The sequence below is a fragment of the Deinococcus apachensis DSM 19763 genome, from assembly GCF_000381345.1.
GTDB lineage: Bacteria > Deinococcota > Deinococci > Deinococcales > Deinococcaceae > Deinococcus > Deinococcus apachensis.
In genome coordinates this window covers 38,815-60,634 of sequence record NZ_KB906404.1, presented here as the reverse complement: position 1 = coordinate 60,634, position 21,820 = coordinate 38,815, and the positions used below count along the sequence as shown (strand labels likewise).

General features: G+C 70.3%; 21 protein-coding genes and 1 pseudogene. 13 read left to right on the top strand and 9 right to left on the bottom strand.

What is annotated here, in order from left to right; translation table 11 throughout:
• Nucleotides 1–50: 50 nt before the first annotated feature.
• The 6 genes from F784_RS0111980 to F784_RS0111955 all read left to right on the top strand — a co-directional run bounded on the left by F784_RS0111980 (nucleotide 51) and on the right by F784_RS0111955 (nucleotide 5,955).
• Nucleotides 51–254: a hypothetical protein gene (locus F784_RS0111980; RefSeq protein WP_019586977.1), complete on the top strand. Its 204-nt coding sequence runs from the start codon at nucleotides 51–53 to the stop codon at nucleotides 252–254.
• A 47-nt stretch (nucleotides 255–301) separates the two neighbouring features.
• Nucleotides 302–1,366, top strand: coding sequence for a Vgb family protein (locus tag F784_RS0111975; protein WP_019586976.1), 1,065 nt, complete (start codon nucleotides 302–304; stop codon nucleotides 1,364–1,366).
• A 135-nt stretch (nucleotides 1,367–1,501) separates the two neighbouring features.
• A complete protein-coding gene (locus F784_RS0111970) occupies nucleotides 1,502–2,182 on the top strand; it encodes a hypothetical protein (protein WP_019586975.1) in 681 nt (226 codons plus the stop codon).
• On the top strand, nucleotides 2,101–3,366 hold the full coding sequence (locus F784_RS0111965; protein ID WP_019586974.1) for a vWA domain-containing protein: 1,266 nt from the start codon (nucleotides 2,101–2,103) through the stop codon (nucleotides 3,364–3,366). The genes F784_RS0111970 and F784_RS0111965 overlap by 82 nt, the downstream gene beginning before the upstream one ends.
• A 427-nt stretch (nucleotides 3,367–3,793) precedes the next feature.
• Nucleotides 3,794–5,188, top strand: a complete 1,395-nt coding sequence (locus F784_RS0111960) for a serine hydrolase domain-containing protein (RefSeq protein WP_019586973.1) — start codon at nucleotides 3,794–3,796, stop codon at nucleotides 5,186–5,188.
• Nucleotides 5,189–5,337: 149 nt separating this feature from the next.
• Nucleotides 5,338–5,955, top strand: a complete 618-nt coding sequence (locus F784_RS0111955) for a phosphotransferase-like protein (protein ID WP_157465220.1) — start codon at nucleotides 5,338–5,340, stop codon at nucleotides 5,953–5,955.
• A 37-nt stretch (nucleotides 5,956–5,992) separates the two neighbouring features.
• On the opposite strand, the pseudogene F784_RS26215 reads toward F784_RS0111955, so the two are convergent.
• A pseudogene (locus F784_RS26215) lies at nucleotides 5,993–7,226 on the bottom strand (aminopeptidase).
• Between the two features lie 195 nt (nucleotides 7,227–7,421).
• Between F784_RS26215 and ychF the strand changes: the two are divergent.
• Both ychF and F784_RS0111935 read left to right on the top strand, forming a co-directional pair.
• Nucleotides 7,422–8,525 carry a redox-regulated ATPase YchF gene (gene ychF, locus F784_RS0111940; protein WP_019586969.1) on the top strand — a complete coding sequence of 368 codons (1,104 nt, stop codon included), beginning with the start codon at nucleotides 7,422–7,424 and terminating at the stop codon, nucleotides 8,523–8,525.
• A gap of 96 nt (nucleotides 8,526–8,621) precedes the next feature.
• Nucleotides 8,622–9,209 carry an antibiotic biosynthesis monooxygenase gene (locus F784_RS0111935; RefSeq protein ID WP_019586968.1) on the top strand — a complete coding sequence of 196 codons (588 nt, stop codon included), beginning with the start codon at nucleotides 8,622–8,624 and terminating at the stop codon, nucleotides 9,207–9,209.
• Between the two features lie 4 nt (nucleotides 9,210–9,213).
• On the opposite strand, the gene F784_RS0111930 is transcribed toward F784_RS0111935, so the two are convergent.
• Nucleotides 9,214–9,912: an MBL fold metallo-hydrolase gene (locus tag F784_RS0111930; protein WP_019586967.1), complete on the bottom strand. Its 699-nt coding sequence runs from the start codon at nucleotides 9,910–9,912 to the stop codon at nucleotides 9,214–9,216.
• Nucleotides 9,913–10,002: 90 nt separating this feature from the next.
• Between F784_RS0111930 and F784_RS0111925 the strand changes: the two genes are divergently transcribed.
• Complete coding sequence (locus F784_RS0111925) at nucleotides 10,003–10,572, top strand: TetR/AcrR family transcriptional regulator (protein WP_040383118.1); 570 nt, start codon at nucleotides 10,003–10,005, stop codon at nucleotides 10,570–10,572.
• A gap of 34 nt (nucleotides 10,573–10,606) precedes the next feature.
• Here F784_RS0111925 and F784_RS0111920 read toward each other — a convergent pair whose 3' ends face one another.
• The 5 genes from F784_RS0111920 to F784_RS0111900 form a co-directional block, all read right to left on the bottom strand.
• A complete protein-coding gene (locus F784_RS0111920; RefSeq protein ID WP_019586965.1) occupies nucleotides 10,607–11,719 on the bottom strand; it encodes an FtsW/RodA/SpoVE family cell cycle protein in 1,113 nt (370 codons plus the stop codon).
• Nucleotides 11,716–13,002: a UDP-N-acetylmuramoyl-L-alanine--D-glutamate ligase gene (murD, locus tag F784_RS0111915; RefSeq protein WP_019586964.1), complete on the bottom strand. Its 1,287-nt coding sequence runs from the start codon at nucleotides 13,000–13,002 to the stop codon at nucleotides 11,716–11,718. The genes F784_RS0111920 and murD overlap by 4 nt, the downstream gene beginning before the upstream one ends.
• Before the next feature lie 73 nt (nucleotides 13,003–13,075).
• Nucleotides 13,076–14,479, bottom strand: a complete 1,404-nt coding sequence (trmFO, locus tag F784_RS0111910; RefSeq protein ID WP_026332433.1) for a methylenetetrahydrofolate--tRNA-(uracil(54)-C(5))-methyltransferase (FADH(2)-oxidizing) TrmFO — start codon at nucleotides 14,477–14,479, stop codon at nucleotides 13,076–13,078.
• A 62-nt stretch (nucleotides 14,480–14,541) separates the two neighbouring features.
• Nucleotides 14,542–15,345 (bottom strand): ElyC/SanA/YdcF family protein, encoded by an 804-nt coding sequence (locus F784_RS0111905; protein ID WP_019586962.1) that lies wholly within the window; start codon nucleotides 15,343–15,345, stop codon nucleotides 14,542–14,544.
• Nucleotides 15,332–16,447, bottom strand: coding sequence for a mechanosensitive ion channel family protein (locus F784_RS0111900; RefSeq protein ID WP_019586961.1), 1,116 nt, complete (start codon nucleotides 16,445–16,447; stop codon nucleotides 15,332–15,334). Before F784_RS0111900 ends, F784_RS0111905 begins: the two co-directional genes overlap by 14 nt.
• Nucleotides 16,448–16,492: 45 nt before the next feature.
• Between F784_RS0111900 and F784_RS0111895 the strand changes: the two genes are divergently transcribed.
• Entirely contained in the window at nucleotides 16,493–17,143 is a 651-nt protein-coding gene (locus F784_RS0111895; RefSeq protein WP_019586960.1) for a DUF305 domain-containing protein, read from the top strand.
• 10 nt (nucleotides 17,144–17,153) lie between these two features.
• Nucleotides 17,154–17,894, top strand: a complete 741-nt coding sequence (locus F784_RS0111890) for a GNAT family N-acetyltransferase (RefSeq protein ID WP_019586959.1) — start codon at nucleotides 17,154–17,156, stop codon at nucleotides 17,892–17,894.
• Between the two features lie 247 nt (nucleotides 17,895–18,141).
• Here F784_RS0111890 and F784_RS0111885 read toward each other — a convergent pair whose 3' ends face one another.
• The gene (locus F784_RS0111885) at nucleotides 18,142–18,450 is read right to left on the bottom strand and encodes a hypothetical protein (protein WP_019586958.1); all 309 of its coding nucleotides are present in this window, start codon (nucleotides 18,448–18,450) and stop codon (nucleotides 18,142–18,144) included.
• Between the two features lie 47 nt (nucleotides 18,451–18,497).
• Nucleotides 18,498–19,361, bottom strand: a complete 864-nt coding sequence (locus tag F784_RS0111880; RefSeq protein ID WP_019586957.1) for a GNAT family N-acetyltransferase — start codon at nucleotides 19,359–19,361, stop codon at nucleotides 18,498–18,500.
• A 277-nt stretch (nucleotides 19,362–19,638) separates the two neighbouring features.
• Between F784_RS0111880 and F784_RS0111875 the strand changes: the two genes are divergently transcribed.
• The gene (locus F784_RS0111875; protein ID WP_019586956.1) at nucleotides 19,639–20,277 is read left to right on the top strand and encodes a DUF4258 domain-containing protein; all 639 of its coding nucleotides are present in this window, start codon (nucleotides 19,639–19,641) and stop codon (nucleotides 20,275–20,277) included.
• Between the two features lie 103 nt (nucleotides 20,278–20,380).
• Entirely contained in the window at nucleotides 20,381–21,700 is a 1,320-nt protein-coding gene (gene mnmE / locus F784_RS0111870) for a tRNA uridine-5-carboxymethylaminomethyl(34) synthesis GTPase MnmE (RefSeq protein ID WP_026332432.1), read from the top strand.
• Nucleotides 21,701–21,820 lie beyond the last annotated feature (120 nt).

The following is a 21,820-nucleotide window of genomic DNA, read 5'->3' as shown; positions in this document are numbered from 1 at the left end:
GTTGGCCCTCTCACCGCCGCCGAAGTGCCCGGTGCCCAGAAGGAGACGTCATGAACTACCAGGGGGTCAGTTGGGCCGACCAGCAGCGCCACGAGCGCGCCCTGGAGCATCACCAGCACCTGATGGAAGAGGCGCGGACGGCACGCCTGCTCGCCTCGCGCACCGCCGAACCCCGGCCCCCACGTCATCCCGAGACGCTGGCCCTGTCGCGGGTGTGGGGGTGGCTACTCACACGCCTGCGCTCCGCCGGTTGACCCCTGGAAAACACACCCGCCATCCCCGAAGTCATGGAGGAACGCCCATGCGCACCCCCTTCTTCCTGCACGCCCTCGCCCTGACATTGGCCCTCGCCGCTTGCGCGCCCACCCTGTCGAGCCCCCCGGTCGCCGTCTCCTCGCGCGCCTCACCCGTCTACGCCGCGCGGGGCAGCCAGCCCGGCCCGCAGGTTGTCATGACCGAGTACGACCTACCCACCCCGAACGCCCTGCCCGGCGGCCTCGTGGTCGGGGGCGACGGAGCGATCTGGTTTCACGAGACGGGGGCGAACCGGATCGGGCGGATCACGGCCGGGGGGCAGGTCACCGAGTACCCCATCCCCACCCCCGAGAGCACCGAGCCCCGGCAGGGCTTCGTGGGCGTGGCCCCCGACGGTGCGGTCTGGTTTACCGAGTCCGCCGCCGACCGCCTGGGCCGCATCAGCATGGACGGCCGGGTGAGCGAGGTTCGCGTCCCCACGTACAACAGCTCTCCGCTGGGGGTCGCCGCCGGGCCGGACGGGGCGATGTGGTTCTCCCAGTGGGCCAGCGGCAAGGTCGGCCGGGTGGCGCCCGACGGGGCGGTCAGCGAGATCGCGCTCCCCGAGTACCTGGCACGTCCGGTGGGACCCGCCGTGGCGACAGACGGTGCGCTGTGGTTCCGGGTGCGAGACCTGAAGGCGGGGGCGTGGGCCCTGCTGCGGATGACGGCCGACGGGAAGTACACCCTGTTCCCGGTGGGCCTGGGCCCGGAGGACAAGCCCATCGTCCCGCTGCGGATGACGGCCGCCGCGGACGGGACGATGTGGTTCGCGGGCTCGAACGCCTCGGTGATCGGGCGGGTGACGGCGGACGGCCAGATCAGCTTCTTCCCAGCCCCCGGCATGAACCCCATCAGCGTGGCGGTCGGTCCCGACGGCGCGGTGTGGTTCACGGGGTACAACTCCCACGAGATCGGGCGCATGACGCCGGACGGCAGGCTCACCCGCTACCCCATCCTGACTCCGCAGGGCCGGCCGTACCACCTCGTCCTCGGGCCGGACCGGGCGCTGTGGTTCACCCTGATGGACGCGGGCAAGATCGGGCGGCTGGAGGTGAGTGGCGGCGGCTGAAGCTCACAGCGGTTCCGGAAGCAGGCGGTGTCCGTCCAGTCTCACCATCCCCTCCTTCCAGGGTGTAGCGAGTTCCTCCCGGTCTGGGCTTGCCTCTTCGCGCCTCTCTAGTCGCCTCCCTCCGAGAGGAGTCCCATGCGTCATCCCGCCCCCCTCCTGCTCGTGCCCGCGCTGCTGCTGGGCGCCTGCGGTTCCCCGTCCGTGTCCGGCCCGCCCCCAGCGGTTCCCGCATCCCCCATGCTCGACCTCTCGGAGGGACAGGCCCCCCTGCCCCTGATCCCCATCGACCCCGGCGTGTTCGGCCTGCGCACCCAGACCACCTACCTGGTGTGCCGCAACGAGCGCTCCGGCCCGTACGAGCGCTTGCAGACCGACCCGCTGCGGACGGGCCACGTGAATTTCGTGGCGGGGACCGCGCAGTTGCCTCCGGGACAGGCCGCGACCAACCTCGCGTTTCCCTACCTGTACTTCGGTGGACAGCCGCGGGCGGGCCGGGCCGCCGACGCGGGCATGTACGCCGATGGGAGCGGCGTGTGGATTCCCGTCGTGAACGTGGAGGGCGTGCAGCGCAACCTGCCGCGCGAGACCGACGCGGCGGGGAACGTCTTCGTCTACCGGGTGGCGGGGGGCCAGCCCGTAGGCCTGCGGATGCGTGTTCCGGCCGACGGCGTGCTCTCGCTGGACGTGACCGCGCGTTGGCTGAAGTATCAGCTCATGGGGGCAAGCTCACCTTCGTGGCGGACGTGGGCGAGGAAACCCGCACCATTGAGCACCCGGGGGCGACTGGTTGGACCCGGGACGGCGCCGATCAGGTGATCAAGGTCATGACGACCGTCGCCTTTCCCGGCAAGGGGAACTTCGCCCTGCTCAGTGGCGACTACGTGTTCAGCGGTTCGCGATGGAGTGACCTGCGCGTGGGGATGCTGGACGAGGCAGGCGTCACTTCTGGGCCACCCCTCACCGCCGACCTGCTCTACGGCGGCGCCTGCCTCGCGCCCGCCGACGTGGTGAGCACCACTCCGGTGGAAGCCCTGCCGGAGTTCGCCGCGAGCATCCGGCTGCGGCGACCCGCCCGATTGCAGCTCAGCCCGGACCGTTTCACGCTGCGGACCGCACTGAACCGACCCATCCACCGCTCCCTGGCGGTCGGCAACACCGGCCAGGAGGGCAGCCTCGTGCGCTACAACTTCACGCCGCCCGGAGAGGCGTCGCCCGCCCGGGGGGCTGTGCCCATCGGCGAGTCGGCCCGGGTGCCCGTCGGCGCCACCTGCGGCGCGGAGGCGGGGACCGGGGACCGCTCCTTCCCGTTCGTCCACGCCATCGGGGAAACGTACGACGGGACGGTGCCCAGCGCCGGGCCGGAAGCCCAACCGGGCGACCTCCTGTTCCGCACGGTGGACGTGCCGCTCAGCCTCGAGTGCGTCCCGCCCCGGCGTGTGGCCCTGGTGCTCGACACGGCCCGGACGAACGCCGCGGCCGTCGTAGGGGTGGCCGACGCTGTGGGGGCCCTCCTGACCGCCGCGCCCGACGACGAGGTGACGACCTGGGGCGTCACGGCCTACGCCGACACGCCCCGGGAGATCGCTTCCGCCTACGCGCACGACGAGGTGCGCGGACTGCTCGCGGGGGTCCACGCCGACGACCTCAGCGCCTGCCCGCAGGACAGCGTCGGCGCGCTGCTCCAGGCCCTGCGAACGGCCGAGCCCGGGGAGGGAACGCCACGCCTGCTGCTGGTTACAGGGGTGGCCCCCCTGCCGCAGGGGCTGGGCGCCCTGCCCGACCTGCTGCGCGGGCTGGCCGCGACCGGCGCCCGGGTGGACGTGATCGCCACCGGGCCGGGTTGCCTGCCCGCCCGTCCTTGGTTCGGCGACCCACCGCTCGACCTGCGCCTCTACGCCGTGCTCGCGCAACTCACGGGGGGCAGCTTCACGTACGCCCCCGGCCGCTCCCGGGAAGAGTATGCGCACCTGGTCTGGGCACTTCTGGAGAGCAGCCGCTGATCCCCGTGCCTGGGCCCGCCGGGTGGCCCGGCGCTGGGGGCGAAACCGAACAGCTCCTGCATCAGAGTTCCTCCGGTATACTTGCTCGGTTGCCTTGAGGGCGCGGCGAAAAGCGTCCACACCAGCAGAAACACCGGAGGAACACCTGTTATGGGTAACGGATTAGCTGTCGGAGTGGGCAGTCTCCACGCTTGACCCAGGTATCCCCGAAAACTGGGGGGCGTTGACGCCTGGACAGTCTTCCGTCCACCGTCGGCATGAGCGCTTGACGGCGCAGAAGTGACGGCCACCGCCCACCCTCACGTGGCCCGGGTGTGCTCCCGCTCCTCCGGGCACGCTGGGGTACCCCGTGCGAGAGGCGGCTGCTTCGTCCACAGCGAGTACAGCCCTCTCCAGGCTGGGTATGCTGGTTCTGGAGGTCCCACCCATGACGACACCCACCCGGGCGCCCCTGGCGCTCACGCCCTCGTTGCTCGACGCCCTCACCCAGCGGCTCCAGGAACTCATGGCGGAGCACCACGTGCCCGGCGTCGCCGTCGGTCTCCTCACCCCCGAAGGGCCGCATGAGCTCTGTCTGGGAGTGACGAACGTGGAAAACTCCCTTCCCGTCACGCCCGACACCCTCTTCCAGATCGGCAGCACCACCAAGACGGTCACGGCCACCGCCCTGATGCGCTTGGTCGAGGAGGGCCGGGTGGACCTGGACGCGCCCGTCCGAACGTACCTGCCCGACCTGCGACTGATGGACGAGGACGCGGCGGCGAGAGTGACCGTGCGCCAGCTCCTCAACCATACCGGCGGCTGGGTCGGCGATTACTTCGAGAACACCGGCAACGGGGACGACGCCCTGGCCCGCATCGTCGCCAACCTTGTCCACCAGGAGCAGGTGACGCCCCTGGGGGAAGTGTGGTCGTACAACAACGCCGCCTTCTACATCGCGGGCCGGGTCATCGAGGTCATGACCGGGGAGACCTACGAGGCTGCCGCACGGCGCCTGGTGCTCGACCCCTTGGGAATGCAAGAATCGTTCTTCTTTCAGGACGACGTGATGACCCGCTCCTTCGTCGTGGGGCATATCGTCAAGGACGGCCAGCCGATGGTGGCGCGGCCCTGGGGGTTGGGGAGGAACACCAGCCCTGCCGGAGGGCTCGCCAGCAGCGTGCGTGACCAGCTCACGTACGCGCGTTTCCATCTGGGAGACGGCACCACCGCGTCCGGCGAGCGCCTTCTGACCCCGGAGTCCATGCAGTTGATGCAGACCCCGACCGTATCTGCTTCTGGGGGAAGGGAGATGGGGGTGTCATGGTTTGTGCGGGACCAGGGGGGCATCCGGTTCGTTCAGCATGGAGGCGCCACGAACGGGCAGATGTCGGCCTTCGTGCTCGCCCCGGAGCTGGGGTTTGCGTTCACGTCCCTGACCAACGCGGACCACGGTCACTTCCTGAATCAGCAACTGGAGGGCTGGGTGTGGGAGCACCTGTTGAACCTGCCCCCGGAGGAACCCGCGTACCTGGACGTGGAGGGCGACATGCTCGACGAGGTGGTGGGCCGATACCTGGCCTTTGGCACCTTCGGCGGCGGGATGGTGGTCTCACGACGCGGGCAGGAACTGGAACTGGAACAGATGCCAGAGGACACCAGTGCCATCGCTGAGACTGAGCAGGACCTCCTGCCCCCTGCCCCGGTCCGCTTCTATGCCCCAGACCGGATGGTGGTGACCGGGGGTGTCATGAAAGGGGCACGCCTCGAGGTGCTGCGCGGCACGGACGGGCGCGTGCAGTGGCTGCGCGCAGGCCGAGTCATGAGGCGTGAGCAGGAGTAGGGGCAGCAGCCCATTTGATGCGTTCAACGCGACTGAGCCTTGAATGCTGAGAACCATCCCGGCTGAACGGAGGCGTCCTTCTGCTTCATTCGTAACGCCCGGAGAACGATGACGCCGTACCTGCCGGTTCATATTCAGTACGCTCAGGCATGACTCCACCTAAAGAGGACCTGCGCGTGCCCCTGGGCCGTCTAATCGTCGTGAACGGCACCTCCAGCGCGGGGAAGACGACCTTCTGCACCGCCCTTCAGAACGCGTTGCCCGAGCCGTACCTGCTCCTGGGGTACGACCTCCTGTGGTCGACCATGCCGCAACGCTACTTCCCCTTTCAGGCCCAGCAGCACGAGGGCGTGTGGTACGACCTCGCCCCCGGGGAGGGCAACATCGCCCGCGGTATTGGGTTTGGTCCGGTGGGGCGGCAGGCCATGTCAGCCCTGCACCACACGGCCGCAGCGCTGGTCGCCTCAGGAACCAACGTCATCGTGGATGTCATATTCGAGGAGCGCGCGTGGTTCGAGGAAGCGATGCGACTCTGGGCCCCGTTTCAACCGGTGCTGGTCTCCTTAAAGCCGCCCCTGGAGGTTTGCGAGCGCTGGGAGGCAGAGCGGGCAGCGACGCAAGCTGGACGCCCCACCGGTCTCGCTCGTGTCGGGTACGAGGCGATCTACGCCCACCCGGAGTTCAAGCTGGAACTGGACCCCTCCATGAGCACTCCTGAGGACTGTGCGCGGCGGGTGATGGCGAGGTTGAACGGACGGGCAGTCTAATCACGGATGGGGTTACGGGAGGAAGATTGCGTGGGCGTCAGGATGTGGGGGTGTCCACCCACTCCCCCGCCCGCATGACGGGTTCGACCTGACCATCCGCGTACACTCCGTCGACATCCACCTCACCTGACCCGACCATCCAGTCCACGTGAATACTACTGCGGTTCCCACCAGACGAGTCGAGGGCAGCCGGGTCCGGGTTCGCACTCACAGGGTAGGCCATCCCGAACGCCAGGTGGGACGCGGCATTTTCGTCGAACAGAATGTTGTGGAACAGCACGCCCGTTCTGGACAGCGGGGAGGAGTTCGGGACCAGCGCCACCTCCCCCAGTCTCGCGGCCCCCTCGTCAGTTTGGATCAGGCGGCGCACGGCGTCCTCGCCACTGTTCGCCGTCACTTCCACTGCGCGGCCACCCTCAAAGCGCACCTGCAAGCCCTCAACCAACGTCCCCTGGAGGTTCAGGGACCGGGCGGCGCTCACGACTCCATCGACCCGGTCGCGGTGAGGTGCCGTGAACACCTCCTCGGATGGCATGTTCACCAGCGGTCGCCGCCCGTTCGGGGCCGTCTGACCGACCGCCAGCCACTGGTGCCCTTCGGCGAGCCCGACGCGCAGGTCCGTCCCAGGGCCACGGAAGTGCAGCGCGTCGTACCGCCGGGCGTTGAGGTTCTCGCGCCGCGCCTGAGCTGCGTCGACGTGCTCGTTCCATGCTTTGACCGGGTCCGGCTGATCCAGTCGAACGGTCCGCAGCACAGCGGTCCACAATGCGTCCAGCGCGGCGTCTCCTTCGAGCTGAGGGAACACCGCGCGTGCCCAGGCGGCTGTGGGTACGCCGATGGCGCTCCACACGAACTCGAAGTTCGCCACACGCCGCGCGAAGTCCGCACGTCCCGCCAGCGTCCCCTGCTGGAACCGCTGGACGCGCTCGGGGTTGATTCCCTCGAACAGGTGGATCATGCGAGAAGACGTGCAGCACGGCGTCCTCGGCGGTCGTCGCGTCGAGGGCGGCACGGGCTTGCGGTGGCGTCTCCTCCAGCGAGTCGAGTGGGGCGTGCATGACGCGCGCCCTGATCTCGGTCTCGTCGCGCCAGAGGATGTCGACGCGACGGGCACCCATCTCGTACGCGGCGCGGCTGAGGTACTGGAAGAAGGGGGCGGTGGTAACGTCGGCGTCCAGGATCAAGAGTCGCTGACCGGCCTGAAAGTCGAGGCCGAGTCGCAGCGAGAGGTCCGCGTAGGCGGCCAGCCGATCCTGGGCTGTGGAGGTCATGCGCTCAGCATGCCACGCGCTTTGCTTCTGGGAGCGACAGCATGACTGTGTAGAGGTGGGCGGGCGGAACCCGGAGTCCTCACTTTTACCCCAGGCGATCCCCTGATTCAAACGCCTCCGGTATACTTGCTCGGTTGCCGTGTTGACGCGGCGAAAAGCGTCAAGCACATCAGAAACACAGGGGGAAGTTTTGTTATGGGTAACGGATTAGCTGTCGGAATCGTTGGCCTGCCCAACGTCGGAAAAAGCACGCTGTTCAATGCCATCACCCGCGCCGGGGCGCTCGCCGCCAACTACCCCTTCGCCACCATCGATCCCAACGTGGGCCGGGTCCCCGTGCCCGACGAGCGGCTGGGCGCGCTGGCAAAGGTCTTCACCAAGGGGGAGAGGGTTCCCCCCATCATCCCCACCTACGTCGAGTTCGTGGACATCGCCGGATTGGTGAAGGGCGCCAGCCAGGGCGAGGGCCTGGGCAACCAATTCCTGGCGAACATCCGCGAGGTGGACGCCATCGCCCACGTCGTGCGCTGCTTCACGGACGACAACGTCATCCACGTGGCGGGCCGAGTGGACCCCATTGACGACATCGAGACGATCAACACCGAGCTGATCCTCGCCGACCTGGCCGGGCTGGAAAAGCGGCTGGCGAACCTCCAGAAAAAGGCCAAGGGGAACGACAAGGACGCCCGGGAGCAGGCGGCCCTCGCCGAGCAGATTCTCGCCGTGCTGGGGGTAGGCAAGCCCGCCCGCGCCGGAACCTACGAGGCGCCCATCCCCAAGGACTTCGGCCTGATCACCACCAAGCCCGTGATCTACGTGGCGAACGTGGGCGAGGACGAACTGACGGAGGACAACGACGCCGTGCGGCAGGTGCGCGAGTACGCCGAGCGCGAGAACGCCGCGGTCGTCAAGATCAGCGCTCAGATCGAGGGCGAGCTCGCCGAGATGCCCGAGGACGAGGCGCGCGAGTTCCTGAGCGACCTCGGCGTGCAGGAGAGCGGCCTGGACCAGCTCGTGAAGGTGGGGTACGAGACGCTGGGGCTGATTACCTTCATCACCTCGGGCGAGAAGGAGGTCCGCGCCTGGACGATCCACCGGGGTGAGAAGGCGCCCGAGGCCGCCGGGGAGATCCACTCCGACCTGGAGCGGGGCTTTATCCGCGCGGAGGTCATCGAGTGGCAGAGGATGGTCGAGGCGGGCGGCTGGGCGAACGCGAAGAGCAAGGGCTGGGTCCGCACCGAGGGCAAGGACTACGTGATGCAGGACGGCGACATCATGAACGTGCTGCACAGCAGTTGAGCCCACACGGGTTATGACACGCCCCAGGCTTCCCCGGTGACTGCGCCGGGGAGGCTTTCTTTTCCGGGGGCGCGGTCGGGATAGAGTGCGCTCCCTATGGTCGACGTGCCGCCTTCCCCCCATGCCGCCCCTGCCCCGCCCGCCCGGGACGGTGTGACGCTCGTCGTGACGGAGTTCGTGCGCCCCTCGCGCGCCGCCGAGTACGAGGCCTGGGCGCGGGACCTCCACGCCACCCTGGCGCGGCAGCCGGGCTTCGTCGGCGTCCATGTGCTGCGGGGGCAGAGCGGGGACGCGCGGGAGTACGTGACGCTCGTGCGCTTCGTCTCGCCGGGGGCGCTCGCGGCCTGGCGCGCCTCTCCCGAGTACGCGGCGGCCCTGCGCGAATTGCCCCGGTTCACGGCGGGCGAGGTCGACTACCGCGAGTCGGTGGGGCTGGAGGCGTGGTTCGACCGTCCCGCCCGCTCGGTCGCGCCGCCCCTGTGGAAGAACGTGGTGCTGGGCTTCGTGGGCGTGTATCCCCTCATCCTGCTGTTCACCTGGCTGTGCCGCCCGCTGGTCCAGGGCTGGCCGTGGTGGGCCGCCATCCTGCCTTCGGCGCTGCTGGCGACGATCTTCCTGAACTGGCCGGTGCTGCCGCTGCTGTCACGCGTGCTGCGGGGGTGGCTGTACCCCCACACGCGCTGAGTCTTCAAGCCCGTGCCCCCCGCTGCGCCCGCTGGAGCGCCCGGCGCATGGCGGGAGCAGGGTCTTCGACCACCCGCCCGTGACCGGGGGCGAGGCGTGTGGGATTCAGATCGGCGAGGAGGTGGGCGCTGGCGAGCGCGGTCGGCGCGTGCCAGGTGGCGAGGGCGGGCAGGGGAAAGATCAGGCGCAGGTCGCCGCTGACGGCCGGGCCGCCCACGGTGTGATAGGCGTCCCCGCAGATCACGGTGCCGTCGCGCGTGTCCAGCAGGGCGAGGTGCCCCGGGGTATGGCCCGGCGTGGCGACGACGCGCAGGCTGCCGACCCTGTCCCCATCTGCGAGGGGCTGCACGGGAGCGTTGCTGGGCCGCAGGTCACCGCGCAGCCGCACCTGGGGCTCACCCGGGTCAAGCTGGTGGTCTCCCCCCAGCAACCGCGCGTCCCGCCCGGAGATCAGCAGAGGAACGTCGGGCAGGGCCGCGTGCAGCGCGTCTAGGCTGCCGGTGTGGTCGCCGTGCGCGTGCGTCAGGACGATCCGCCGGATGGGCTGGCCCAGCCCGCTCGCCGCGCGCAGCAGGGCAGCAGCACTGCCCGGCATTCCGGTGTCCACCAGGGTGAAGCCGTCCGGCTCGGCGACCAGGTAGGTGTTCACGAAGCCCAGGCGGGTGAGCTGGTGCAGGTGTGATCCGTGGCGGGTGTGCCGCATGGTAGCGCCTCCTCAAGACGAACGTTGTTCGCCTTATAGTGAACACTGTACGCCTTGTGAGGGGGAAGGTCAAGACGTACAGTGTTCGGCATGGTTTACCCCGCTAAACTCACGGCCGAGGCGATTCTGCGGGCGGCCCTTGACCTCCTGGAGGATGGGGGGGACGAGGCACTCAACATGCGGGCGCTCGCCGACAGCCTGAAGGTCCGGCCCAGCAGCCTCTACCGGCACTACCCCGACCGGGCGGCCCTGGTCGCCGCGCTGGAACGGCACGCGACCCTTGCCCTGCACGAGGACCTGAGGGAGGCGAGCCGGGACCGTGCGCCCTCCGAGGCGCTGAGCGCCGCCGCCCACGCCTACCTGGAGTACACCCGGGCGCACCCGCACCTCTACGGCCTGCTGCTGGCCCCGCGCCCACCTGCCCTGGCCGGACCTGGCCCCGGCAAGGAGCTGTGGAATTACGTCCTGCACCTTGTCGGGGCGCTGACCGGGAACCCGGACGACACGGGTGCCGCCGTCGCGTACTGGGCCTACCTGCACGGCTTTGCGCTGTTGGAGCGGAGCGGGCAGTTCGGGCTCAGCGGGCCGCGCGGTGGCTTCGAGCGTGGGCTGGAGGCCCTGATCCACGGCCTCTCCACAGGCAAAGGGGGCGGCCGCTGACGCGCGGGCCGCCCCCTCTCCCCTCCTCGCCAGGTCAGTCGGCGGGCACCTGCACGAGGTCGGGGGCGACCTCCTGGGCGGGCAGGTGGCGCCGGACCTCGCGCATGGCGCTGTGGATCACGCCCAGGGCGAGACTCATGGTGAGCATGGAGGAGAAGCCGTAGCTGACGAGCGGCAGCGGCACGCCGGTCACCGGGAAGATGCCCGCCGCCACGGCGAGGTTCACGAACGCCTGCCCCACGACCATGAACATCGCGCCCGTCGCCATGATGGTGGCGCCGTGAATCTCGGGGGTCATGGGGCGGACGCGGGCCGCGAGTTGCGAGACTTGCAGGGCGGTGGACACGATCAGCCAGTAGGCGAAGAGCAGCATGGCGACGCCCAGCAGGCCCGTCGAGAAGCCGACCGACGCGACCACCATGTCGGTGTGCGCCGCGAAGTACGACCAGCGGGGGCCATCCGGGCCCAGGCCCCATATGCCGCCGAAATTCAGGTCGCGGTGCGCCATACCGATCTGGTCGAGGCCGACCGCCATCGTCTCGCCGCGGTTCACGTGCCCGAAGAAGCGTTCCAGGATGTAGGGGTGGGTCTCCAGATAGTGCCCCGCGAAGGGAATGGCGAGCAGGCCCAGCGCGAACAGGAACCCGGTGATATTGGTGATGCGGACCCCGGCGGCGTACATCACGATGATGCCCAGCCCGAAGGTCAGGACACTGCTGCCCAGGTCGGGCTCCAGCAGCACGAGCAGGGTGGTGAAGACGATCATCAGGGTCGCGCTGATGAGCTTATGCTGCACGCCCCGCCGCGAGAAGAACGACGCGAGTTGCAGCACCAGCCCCAGCTTCGCCAGTTCCGACGGCTGGAAGCGCAGCGGGCCGAGTTCCAGCCAGCGTTTGGTGCCCGGACTCGTCACGGTGCCCTGCCCGATGAACAGGGTCAGCAGCAGCAGCAGCAGGGTGAAGCCCCAGAAGTACGGGGCGGCTTTCAGGAAGGTCTTGGGCCGCAGCCGGGCGGCGGCGAAGGTCACGGCCAGGGCCAGCAGCACCTTGCTCCCGTGGTCCATGATCAGATCTGGCCGGGCGGTCGCCACCCCCAGCAGCCCCAGCGTGAGCAGCAGCACCTGCGCGATCACCAGTTGCAGACTCATGCCCGCACCTCCGCAGCCGCCGCAAGTTCCCGCGCGGCCTGAGCAAAGCTCTCTCCACGCGCCCGGTAGTCGCGGAACAGATCGAAGCTCGTGCCGATGGGGGCCAGCAGCACCGTGCCCGTCCCGCCCGGACCCCCCAGCGCCTCCAGCCCGGCGCGGGCCGCGCAGCGCATCACCGCGTCCCCGTCTTCACCCGTCACCGTCTCGAAGGGGAGGCCCAGCCCGCGGGCGAGCGCCTCGCCGTCCTCCCCGAAGGCGATGACGCGGGTGACCCGGCCCCACGCCGCCTCCCGCAGCGGGGCGAGGTCCGCCCCCTTGTCTCGCCCACCGACCAGCCACGCAATCGGGGCCGGGGCGCGAGTGAGGGCCGCCTCCACCGCGAGCGTGCGGGTGGCGATGGAGTCGTCGATAAAACGAATGTTCCCGACCCGCGCGACCGTCTCGAAGCGTCCGGCGACCGGGCGGGCACTCCGCAGCGCCCCCGCCAGCACCCCCACGTCTACCGGACAGCCCAGCCGTTCCAGCAGCGCCTGGGCGGCGAGGACGGCGGCGGCGGCGTTCGCGGGGTGCAGCCCTTCCGGGAGGTCGGCGGCGGGCAGCACCTCCTCCCCATTCGCCAGGGTGATGCGGTCAGGGAGGAAGGGGCGGACCTGCGCCCGGGTGCCCACCTCCAGCCCCGCCGGAACGACCAGCACGTCCTCCCCCCTCTGCCCCGCCGTGATGTTGAGCTTGGCCGCGTGGTACGCCTCCATCGTGCGGTGACGGTCGAGGTGGTCCACCCCCAGGTTCGTGATCACGGCGACGGGCAGGCACAGGCCGGGCACCCGTTCCAGTTGAAAGCTCGACAGCTCCACGACCGCCACCTCCGCCCGGTCCACCACGTCGAGGAGGGGGGGATCGATGTTGCCCCCCTCCAGCGCGTTCAAGCCGCTCGCCCGCAGCAGGTGCGCGATCAGCACCGTCGTGCCACCCTTGCCCGCCGTGCCCGTCACACCGACGAGGGGCAGTCCCGGACGCGCCCGGGCCGCGAGGACCACCTCCCCGATGATCTCCGCCCCGCGTTCCGACAGGGCCAGGAGGTCCGGGTGGTCGATGGGCACGCCCGGCGCCGCCACCACCGTCCGGTACGTTCCCCCCACGTCTCCCCGCGCGAAGCCCAGTTCGGCCATCAGCGCCTCGTCCTCTGCCGATGGGCGCGCGTCGTGCCACTCGGCGTGCAGCCCTTCCCTCGCCAGAAAGCGGGCCACGCCGCGCCCGCTTCGGCCCAATCCGTAGATCAACATCCCCTGCCCCGCACGCTCCGTCACGCCCCAACGATACGGGAAAGGCGGCGGGGGAAGGTTTGAACGGTCGGGCTCAGCGCAGCGCGGGCACCGCGTCCGCCTCGGGCTCAGGGACGGTGGGCGGCGTGACGGTCAACCCCGCCTCCTCCCCAGCCCAGCCCATAAAGGCGTTCAGGCCCCGGCGGAACATCACCGGGCGCTTCTCGCGCTTGCCCAACTTGCGGACCTTCCCCGACGGGGACGGCTCGGGGGCGGGAAGCTCGGGCACCAGCGCCCAGTTCACGTTCATGGGTTGGAAGCCCTTCGGGTTGGCCGAGGCGAGGTAGCGCACCAGGCCGCCCAGCATGGACTCGGCGGGTGGTGTGAGGGACGGGAGGCCCAACGCGAGGCGGGCGGCGTTCGTTCCGGCCAGCCAGCCGGTCGCGGCGGATTCGAGGTAGCCCTCGGTCCCGGCCAGCACACCCGCGACGAACTTGGTTGAGTCGGCGCGCAGCCCCAGCGTCGAGTCCAGCACCTCCGGCGCGTTCAGGTACGTGTTGCGGTGCATGACCCCGTAGCGGACGACCTCGGCGTTCTCCAACCCCGGAATGAGGTTCACCACTGCCTTCTGGTCCCCCCACTTGAGTCCCGTCTGGAAGCCGACGAGGGACCACATCCGGCCCTCTCGGTCCTCCTGGCGCAGTTGGGCGACCGCGTAGGGCCAGCGCCCGGTGCGGGGGTCGTCCAGGCCCTTGGGTGACATCGGACCGAAGCGGGGGGTATCCACGCCGCGGCGGGCGATCTCCTCGATAGGCATGCAGCCCTCGAAGAATTCGAGCTTCTCCCAGTCGTGGGGGGTATGGCTGCGCGCCTGCTCCAGCGCCTCGAAAAAGCGCAGGTACTCCTCTTTGTTAAAGGGGCAATTGATGTAGTCGGCGCTCTGGTCGTAGCGCCCTGCCCGCCAGGCTACATCCAGGTTAATGCTCTCGAAGGCGATCACGGGCGCGGCGGCGTCGTAGAAGCTCAGGCGCTCGCTGCCCGTCAAGCGCGCGAGGTCGGCGGCCAGGGCATCGGAGGTGAGGGGACCGGTGGCGATCACGGTGATGCCGTCCGGCACCGCCTCCACCTCGCCAGGCACGACCGCGATCAGGGGATGTTCGCGCACAAGCCGGGTCACGCGGGCGCTGAACTCGTCGCGGTCGACGGCCAGGGCATTGCCCGCCGGGACGCGGCTCTCGTCGGCGGCCCCCACGATGGCCCCGCCCACGGAGCGGAGTTCGGCCTGAAGGAGCCCCTTGGCCTGCAACTCGCCCTCGCCGCCGAGACTGGTCGAGCAGACGAGTTCGGCGAAGTTCCCGGTGCGGTGGGCCGGGGTCATCTTCACGGGGCGCATCTCGTGCAGGCGCACCCGCACGCCCATCCGCGCGGCCGCGAGCGCCGCCTCCGACCCCGCCAGACCCGCCCCGATCACCGTGATTGTCGCCTCTGTGCCGCTCATCAGGGGCAGTGTAGGGGAAGGAGGCCAGGCGGTTTGTGGTGAGTGGACCGGGTCTCTCGCCCTCACCGCTCCGGCGTTCCCCCCACCGACGCGACGGCCCGCGACAGCCCCTCGTACAGCAGGGTCTTCAGGGCGGCGAGGCGGTCGGCGGGCAGCGGCAGGGTGAGGTCGTAACGCGTCTCCCCTGCGGGCACGCTGACCGCGGTCACCCCGTAGGCGGCGAAGAGACGGGCGGCCCGGCGCGAGTGGCTGGGGGACGTGACGAGGAGGACCCGCCGCCAGCCCCGCGCCCGGGCCAGGTCACGCACCCGGGCCGCCTCGTCACGGGTGGTGGTGACATGGCGCAGGGTGAGCACCTGTGGCCCTCCAGAGGGGTACAGGGTACTAACTTGTGCCCGTTCCAGCTCGCTCATCTTCACGCAGTCCGCCGGGCCGAGGAGCCCCGACTGCTCGGACACGGTGAGGACCGGAGCGTACCCGTCCCGCCACAACTCCAGACCCCGCACCAGCCGCGCCAGGCTGCTCGACTCCAGGACCCGCGTCCCGCACTGCACCCCGCCCCCGAGAACCACGATGGCATCCGCGCGGACGGGCCGTTGCGCCAGGGTCAGGGCCGCCAGCGGGGCGCGCAGCACGGGCGTGAGCAGGCACAGGGCGAGGAGGAGGGCCAGGACGGCGGCACCCACCTTCAGCACCCGGCGGGTCCAGACGAACGCCCCCGCCACGCCCCCAGCCATGATCAGCACCAACAACACCGGCACCGTCCCGCGAATCTCCCCCAGATACGCGGCCAGGACGGCGAGTGCGGCCCCCATCACCGCGCCCTTTCCCACCTCCCACCAGGTTTGCGGCTCAGGCGTCCGCACGGTCCTCACGGCGCTCAGGGGGCGGACCGTCCAGACGAACCTGCATCCGGGGAAAGGGCACCTCCAACCCCGCCGCCTGGAGCGCCTCCTTGGCGGCCTCCAGCACCTTCATGCGGGTGACGGGGTAGCTCTGCACCCCCTCGGCGCCGACCCAGAAGCGCAGCAGCAAGCGGACACGGCTCTCCTCCAGCTCCTCCACGAGAACCTGCGGGGCGGGATCGGCCAGCACGCCGGGAAAACCGGACAACACGGGCAGCAGGAGGTCGCGGGCGTGCCCGACATGCTCGCGGTAGGCCAGGCCGATGTTCACATTGAGCCGGAGTTTGCCCCCCACGCTGAGGTTCTCGACGACGGCCCCGGCGACCTCCTTGTTGGGAATGCTCACGTCCTCGTTGTCGCGGGTCCGCAGGTGGGTGGTCCGCAGGGTGAGGCGGGTGACCTGGCCCTCGTGCGCCTCGGTGCGAATCCAGTCGCCGATGCGAAAGGGCCGGTCGAGGAGCAGCGTCACCCCGCTGATGAGGTTGGCGAGAATGTCCTGCGCGGCGAAGCCCACCGCCAGCCCCACCACGCCCAGCCCGCCCAGAATGGGGAGCAGGTCCACCCCGAACTGCCCGAACACGAGGTACAGCCCCAGCAGAATCCACACCGTCCGGGTCACGTTTCGCAACAGGAGGCTCAGGCTGGCGTCGAGGTCCCACTGCGCCGCCTGAACGTGCAGGAAGCGCCGGATGGCCCCCCAGCCCACGTACAGCACGAGCAGCAGCAGGTAGACCCGGAAAATCGGCCCGCTCCAGACCTCCAGCCCCGGAAACAGCGCCGTGATCGACAGCAGCACGAGCAGCAAAAAGGTCAGGCGCAGGACCGTCCGCAGCACCCGCCGGGCGATGGGGTACGCGACGAGGTGGAAGCGCGCCAGCAGGCGGTAGGCGAGCCGCGATACGCCCAGGAACAGCAGCGCGTACAGCAGGGTCAGCCCGGCAGCAAGGACCGCATTGGGGCCGTACTGGGCCACGGCCCCCTGCACGTCCCGCCAGGTGGCGAGCAGCGCGTCGCGCAGCGCGTCGAGCCCCAGCAGGCGCGAGGTGTCCACCTGACCGGTCACAGGCTCCAGTGTAGCCGCCTCATGCGCCCCTCCTATACTCCGCCCATGCCCCGCCGCCCCGGCCTGCTCGCCGCCGCCGCCCTGGCCCTCGCGGCCCTGATTGCCCTGGCCCTGGTCCTGGCGCCGCGCGTCGCCACCCCACGCGAGGGCAGCACCGAGGTTCGCTTCGTGCGCGAGATGATCCAGCACCACGCGCAGGCCATCGACATGGCGACCCGCATCCGCGACCGCTCCCGGGACCGCACCCTCCGGTCGCTGGCGCTCGACATCATGCTCTCGCAGCAGGAGCAGATCGGGCAGATGCGCGGCTGGCTGACCCTCTGGGGCCTGCCGTGGGGCGGCCAGGGCATGACCGCCGAACACGCCCGCATGATGGGCATGGCGACCTCCGGGGAGCTGAACCGCCTGGACACGCTGCCCGTGAATGACGCCGAGCGCCTTTTCCTGCAACTCATGATCCGCCATCACCAGGGCGCTATAGCAATGGTCAAACCCGCCCTGGGGGATGGAGTGAGGCCCGAGGTGCGGACCCTCGCCCGGCAGATTCAGGCAACGCAGGGGGGGGAGATCCGGCTGATGACGGACCTGTTGAAGGGCTGGAGCGCCCAGCCGCTCCCCCCTGCTGGTGGGGCGCAGGGCGGGCACGACCAGATGAATATGGACGGGATGGACATGGGGGGTAACCACCAACATTGAGGGCGAGGGCATGATGAGGGACGTGCCCTCCGACCGCGAGTTGATGGAACTCCAGACCTCCGCCCTGTTTGTATCTGATCGGGACGGGCGGCTGCGCTTCATCCGCGAGCCCGGCTACGAGGAGAACGAACTCGACCCCGCACCCCGCCTCTTTATGGGGCGCACGCCGGAGGGCAACGTCTGGCGCTTCCGGCACGACCTGCCCGCTGATCTGGTGCGGGAACTGGAGGACCTGTGCCGCGCCGAACCCGTTCTACCGGGCTTCACGACGGCTGCGGATGAGCCCCGGAACGCGGCGTCCATCCGGGACGTTCTCGCCGCCCACACACCCATCACGGCCGAGGAGCGGGGACCGGCATACCGCGTGCCCGGCGGCGTCCCCGTTCCCGAAAACGTTGTCCTGATCTCGGAGGACAACGCCCATCTCCTCGAAGCGCACTTTCCCTGGAAGATCACGTCGCGCGCCAGCTTCCGCTTCGCGCCCATCGCGGCGGCGGTCAAGCAGGGGAGCGCCGTGTCCATCTGCTTCTGCGCCCGCCTCACCCAGGACGCGGCGGAGGCGGGAGTGGAGACGGCCGAGGCGTTCCGGAGACGGGGGCACGCGGGTGCGGCGGTCGCCAGATGGGCCGCGGCGATGCGCCAACTCGGCCGCCTGCCGCTCTACAGCACGCATTGGAGCAACGTGGCCTCCCAGGCAGTGGCCCGCAGACTCGGCCTGGTGCGCTACGGGGAGGACTGGTGGATCGCTTGAGCTGAGTTGCTCCCTCCCCCCTCGAGGGGGAGGGGGTGGCAAGCGCCAGTTCGCCCTACTGCCCTGGCTCGGCAAGAGGTACCTGGACACCCTGACCGGCCTCTTTACGCCGTGCCCGCTCACCCCCTCCCCCCTCAACGCGGAGGGAATGTTTGCCGTCCCACACGACTTTGCTCTCGCATAAGAGGCCCCAGCACACCCATTGACCCCTCCACCGGGGCCAGTTCCAATCAGCTTGTGATGCCCCTTACCACTTCTCGTCGTCCCAGTCGTCGAGTTTGCCTGCCCGGCGCTCCTTGCGGCGCTCGGGTTTCCCGGTCTTCTTCTTGGGGCGCGGGGGGAGGAGGAGGTCGTAGGTGCGGGTCGGGTCGCACATGGCGGGTTGCTCGCCCAATTTCTCGCTCGGGTCGGCGGTTCGCAGGTTCCCGGCGGGGTGGAAGTGGCGCTCGCCGCAGTAGGGGCACTCGTCCACCACCCAGAACATGACGCGCGTGCCGGGCAGGTCACGCAGCGTCACGTAAGCGGTGCGAACAGCATTCCGGTCGCGTTTGCCCATGCCGCGAGGCTAACTCGGCGGGGAAGGCGGGATTGTGCCCACCTCCCCTACGCCTCCCCTTCCGTGTCGTCGCGCAGGTAGGTGACGACCGAGCGGCAGTGGGTCAGGTTCGCGTGGGCGTACAGCGCGCGGGCGGCGTGGGCGTGGTCATGGGCGCGGGTTCGCAGCTTGCGAATCTCGGGGTAGGCGGCGACCTCTGCGGCGGCGAGGGCCAGCAGCACGCGGCCCAGGCCCTGCCCCCGCTCGGCGGGGTGGACGGCCAGGTAGGTCAGGTCCGCGCGGGCCGCCTCGACGTCCAGCTCCAGCTCGGCAAAGCCCACGGGCCGACCGTTTCGCAGCAGGGCCACCAGCCGCACGTCGTCCCGGTCGAAGTGCGCCTCGACCTCCGAGTCCGTCCACTCCAGGCGCCCGGCCCAGCCGTCCTCGGAGGCGCGGTACAGGGCGCGGTACTGCTCGGGCGGGAGGCGCTCGACCGTCGTGTACTCGGCCGGGACCCGGGCGTGGCGGGCCAGGTTCGACACGGGCGCCGTGTAGAAATCCGTAGTGTGCATGGGCGTGAACCCCGCCGCCTCCAGCGCCTCCCGCACGGCGAGGTTGTCCCGCGCGCTGAAGGCGTAGATGGGCAGGCCCTCGGAGCGCTCCACCGCTCGGGCGAGCAGGCTGTGCAGGTCGCCGGTGCCCAGCGGCCCCTCCAGCGCCAGCCCGTCGCGGAAGGGGGCCAGGCCGCAGTAGGCCTGCACGGTGCCCTCCACGTCCTCGGCGACGAGGCAGACACGGTCCTCGCACTCGCCGCGCAGCTCGGCAGCCTCGCGGGCGTCGGGCGCGAACACCTCGCGCTCGGGGGCGTCGTCCATCCAGTTGAGCAGGGCGAGAATGTCTGGCGCATCGGTCGCTTGCATCGGGCGGATCATGGCGGGGCACCTCCTGGGCGAGCAGGCTCTGGGCGGGCGAAAATGCTGCCTCAGCCTAGAAAGGAGGGGGGGCGCGCGTCTGTTCCGCACGTCACGTCATGCCTGAGGTTGCCCGTGGTACACTCCCCATATGCCCTGAACAGGGTACGCCGCCTTCCTCCCCACGAACACAACGCTGTGTTTGAGGGGCCTTTTCTTTTTGAAAAGGGAGGCGCGCGGACCCGGCCCTCCCCGAGACGGAAGAGGGAACGGGAAGGCCGCCGATGGGAGGCCCGCCGTGACGAAAGCAGCCACGTCCAGCACCACCAACCCGCCCCGCAGACGCCGCGATCCGCAGACCGGCACCGACCTGCTGGCCCTGCGTGCCCAACTCGCCCGCGCGGAAAAAGAAGCCCGCCGCGCCCCCACCCCGCCCCCCGCGCGGCCCGCCCATTTACAGCCCAAGCCCGTCAAGCCCCAGCGCGAGGCCGACCTGGCGGGCGTGGATACCACCGACCATACCCTCGCCCGCGCCCACGCCCGGCTGCGCGACGCCGTGTACGACGGCAAGTACCACCTCTGCCCCCACGCCATCGGCCACGCCCGCGCCGAGGGCTTTCTGGAACACGACATCATCCAGGTGCTTGTCGCGGGGCGGGTGCGGGCCGTCTACCCCGAGGACCGCCGCTGGCTGGTGTGCGGCTTCTTCGAGTCGTGCGGAGTCGCGCTGCCGCTGCATGTGGTCGTCGAGCACGGGCCGGACGGCTACCTCGACGTGGTGACGGCCTTTGTACCCAAGCACCCGCACCACGTCATCTCCCGCGCCCGCCTGGCCGTCATGCTCCGCTACGACGACGAGCAGATCAGGACGAGGACGGCCACGCCGGGGAACAAGCCGGGCAACCGCAGCAAGGGGAAGTGGCGGAAGGGAAGTTAAAGAGTCAGCCGACCTGGGCGTCCGCCTTCCACGTGAAGGCGGACGCCTCCCTTTGGAACGCCGCTCCCTGCCGCCTCCCCCCTCCCCTGCTACCCTGCCCCCCGTGACCCGCACTGGCCTCTCCGACACCATCGCCGCCATCGCCACCGCTCCCGGAAGCGCGGGCGTGGGCATCGTGCGGGTGAGCGGGCCGGGGGCGCTGAGGGTCGCGGACGGCGCGTTCCGGGGGCGGCGCAGACCGAGTGCCACGCGCGGCGGGCGATTCCTGTTCGGGCAGCTGGTCGCGGCGGACGGCGAAGTGCTCGACGAGGGGCTGTGCCTGGTGTTCCGGGGGCCACACAGCTACACGGGCGAGGACGTGGCCGAACTCCAGACGCACGGCAGCCCGGCGGTGCTGGGGCGGGTGCTGTCCAGGGTGCTGGAACTCGGAGCGCGGCCCGCCCGGCCCGGGGAATTCACCTTACGGGCCTACATGGCCGGGCGGCTCGACCTGGCGCAGGCGGAGGCGGTGCTGGAACTCGTGAACGCGGGAACGGACACGGCGCGGCGGCAGGCGAGTCTGGGCCTGTCGGGGGCGCTGGGGGAGCGGGTGGAGCGGATTTCAACGCAGGTCACCCGGACGCTCGCCGCCCTCCAGGCCATGCTCGACTACCCGGAGGAGGGCGTGCCGGACGAGGACCGCGAAGTACCCCTCGCCGCGGCCGAGGCGGAACTGGAGGCCCTGGTGGGCACCGCGCGGGCCGGACAGGTCGCCACCCGGGGCGCGCGGCTGGCGCTGATCGGGCGCCCCAACGCGGGCAAGAGCAGCCTGCTGAACGCGCTGCTGGGCTACGAGCGCTCCATCGTCACGCCCATTCCCGGCACGACGCGCGACTATCTGGAGGCGCAGCTCTCGCTGGCGGGCGTGCCGGTCACGCTGGTGGACACGGCGGGCCTGCGCGAGACGGGCGACGAGGTGGAGGCGGCGGGGGTGCGCCAGGCGGTGAGCCTCGCCGGGAGGGCGGACCTCGTGCTCGTGCTGGAGGACGGCAGCCTGCCCCGCGAGGCTCTGCCGACCGAGCTGCCGGGAGAAGCGCGGGTGATCAGGGTGCGGACGAAGGCGGACCTGCCCCCGGCCTGGACCGACCCCGCCGCGCTGGACGTGAGCGCCGTCACCGGGCTGGGCCTCCCCGGGTTGCGGGACGCCATCCACGCCGCCCTGATCGGGGACGCGGCCCGGGGCGAGGCGTGGCTCACCACCGAGCGGCAGGCGGACGCGGCGCGGCGGGCGCGGCGGCACATCCAGGCCGCGCGCACCCTCCCCGACGACCTCGCCGGGTACGAGTTGGAGGAGGCGCTGCGGGCCCTGGCCGAGCTGACCGGGCGCGACGTGGCCGAAGACGTGGTGGACGCGGTCTTCCGCAACTTCTGCGTGGGGAAGTGAGAGGGGCTCTGGCCTGAACGGGGGCTTTTCATGGTCCGCATCTTGCCGAGCCCCCGCAATTTCGCCTCCCCTTCCCGCCTTTCTGCAGGAGAGGCGGACATGACCTGGACGGACGGTTCC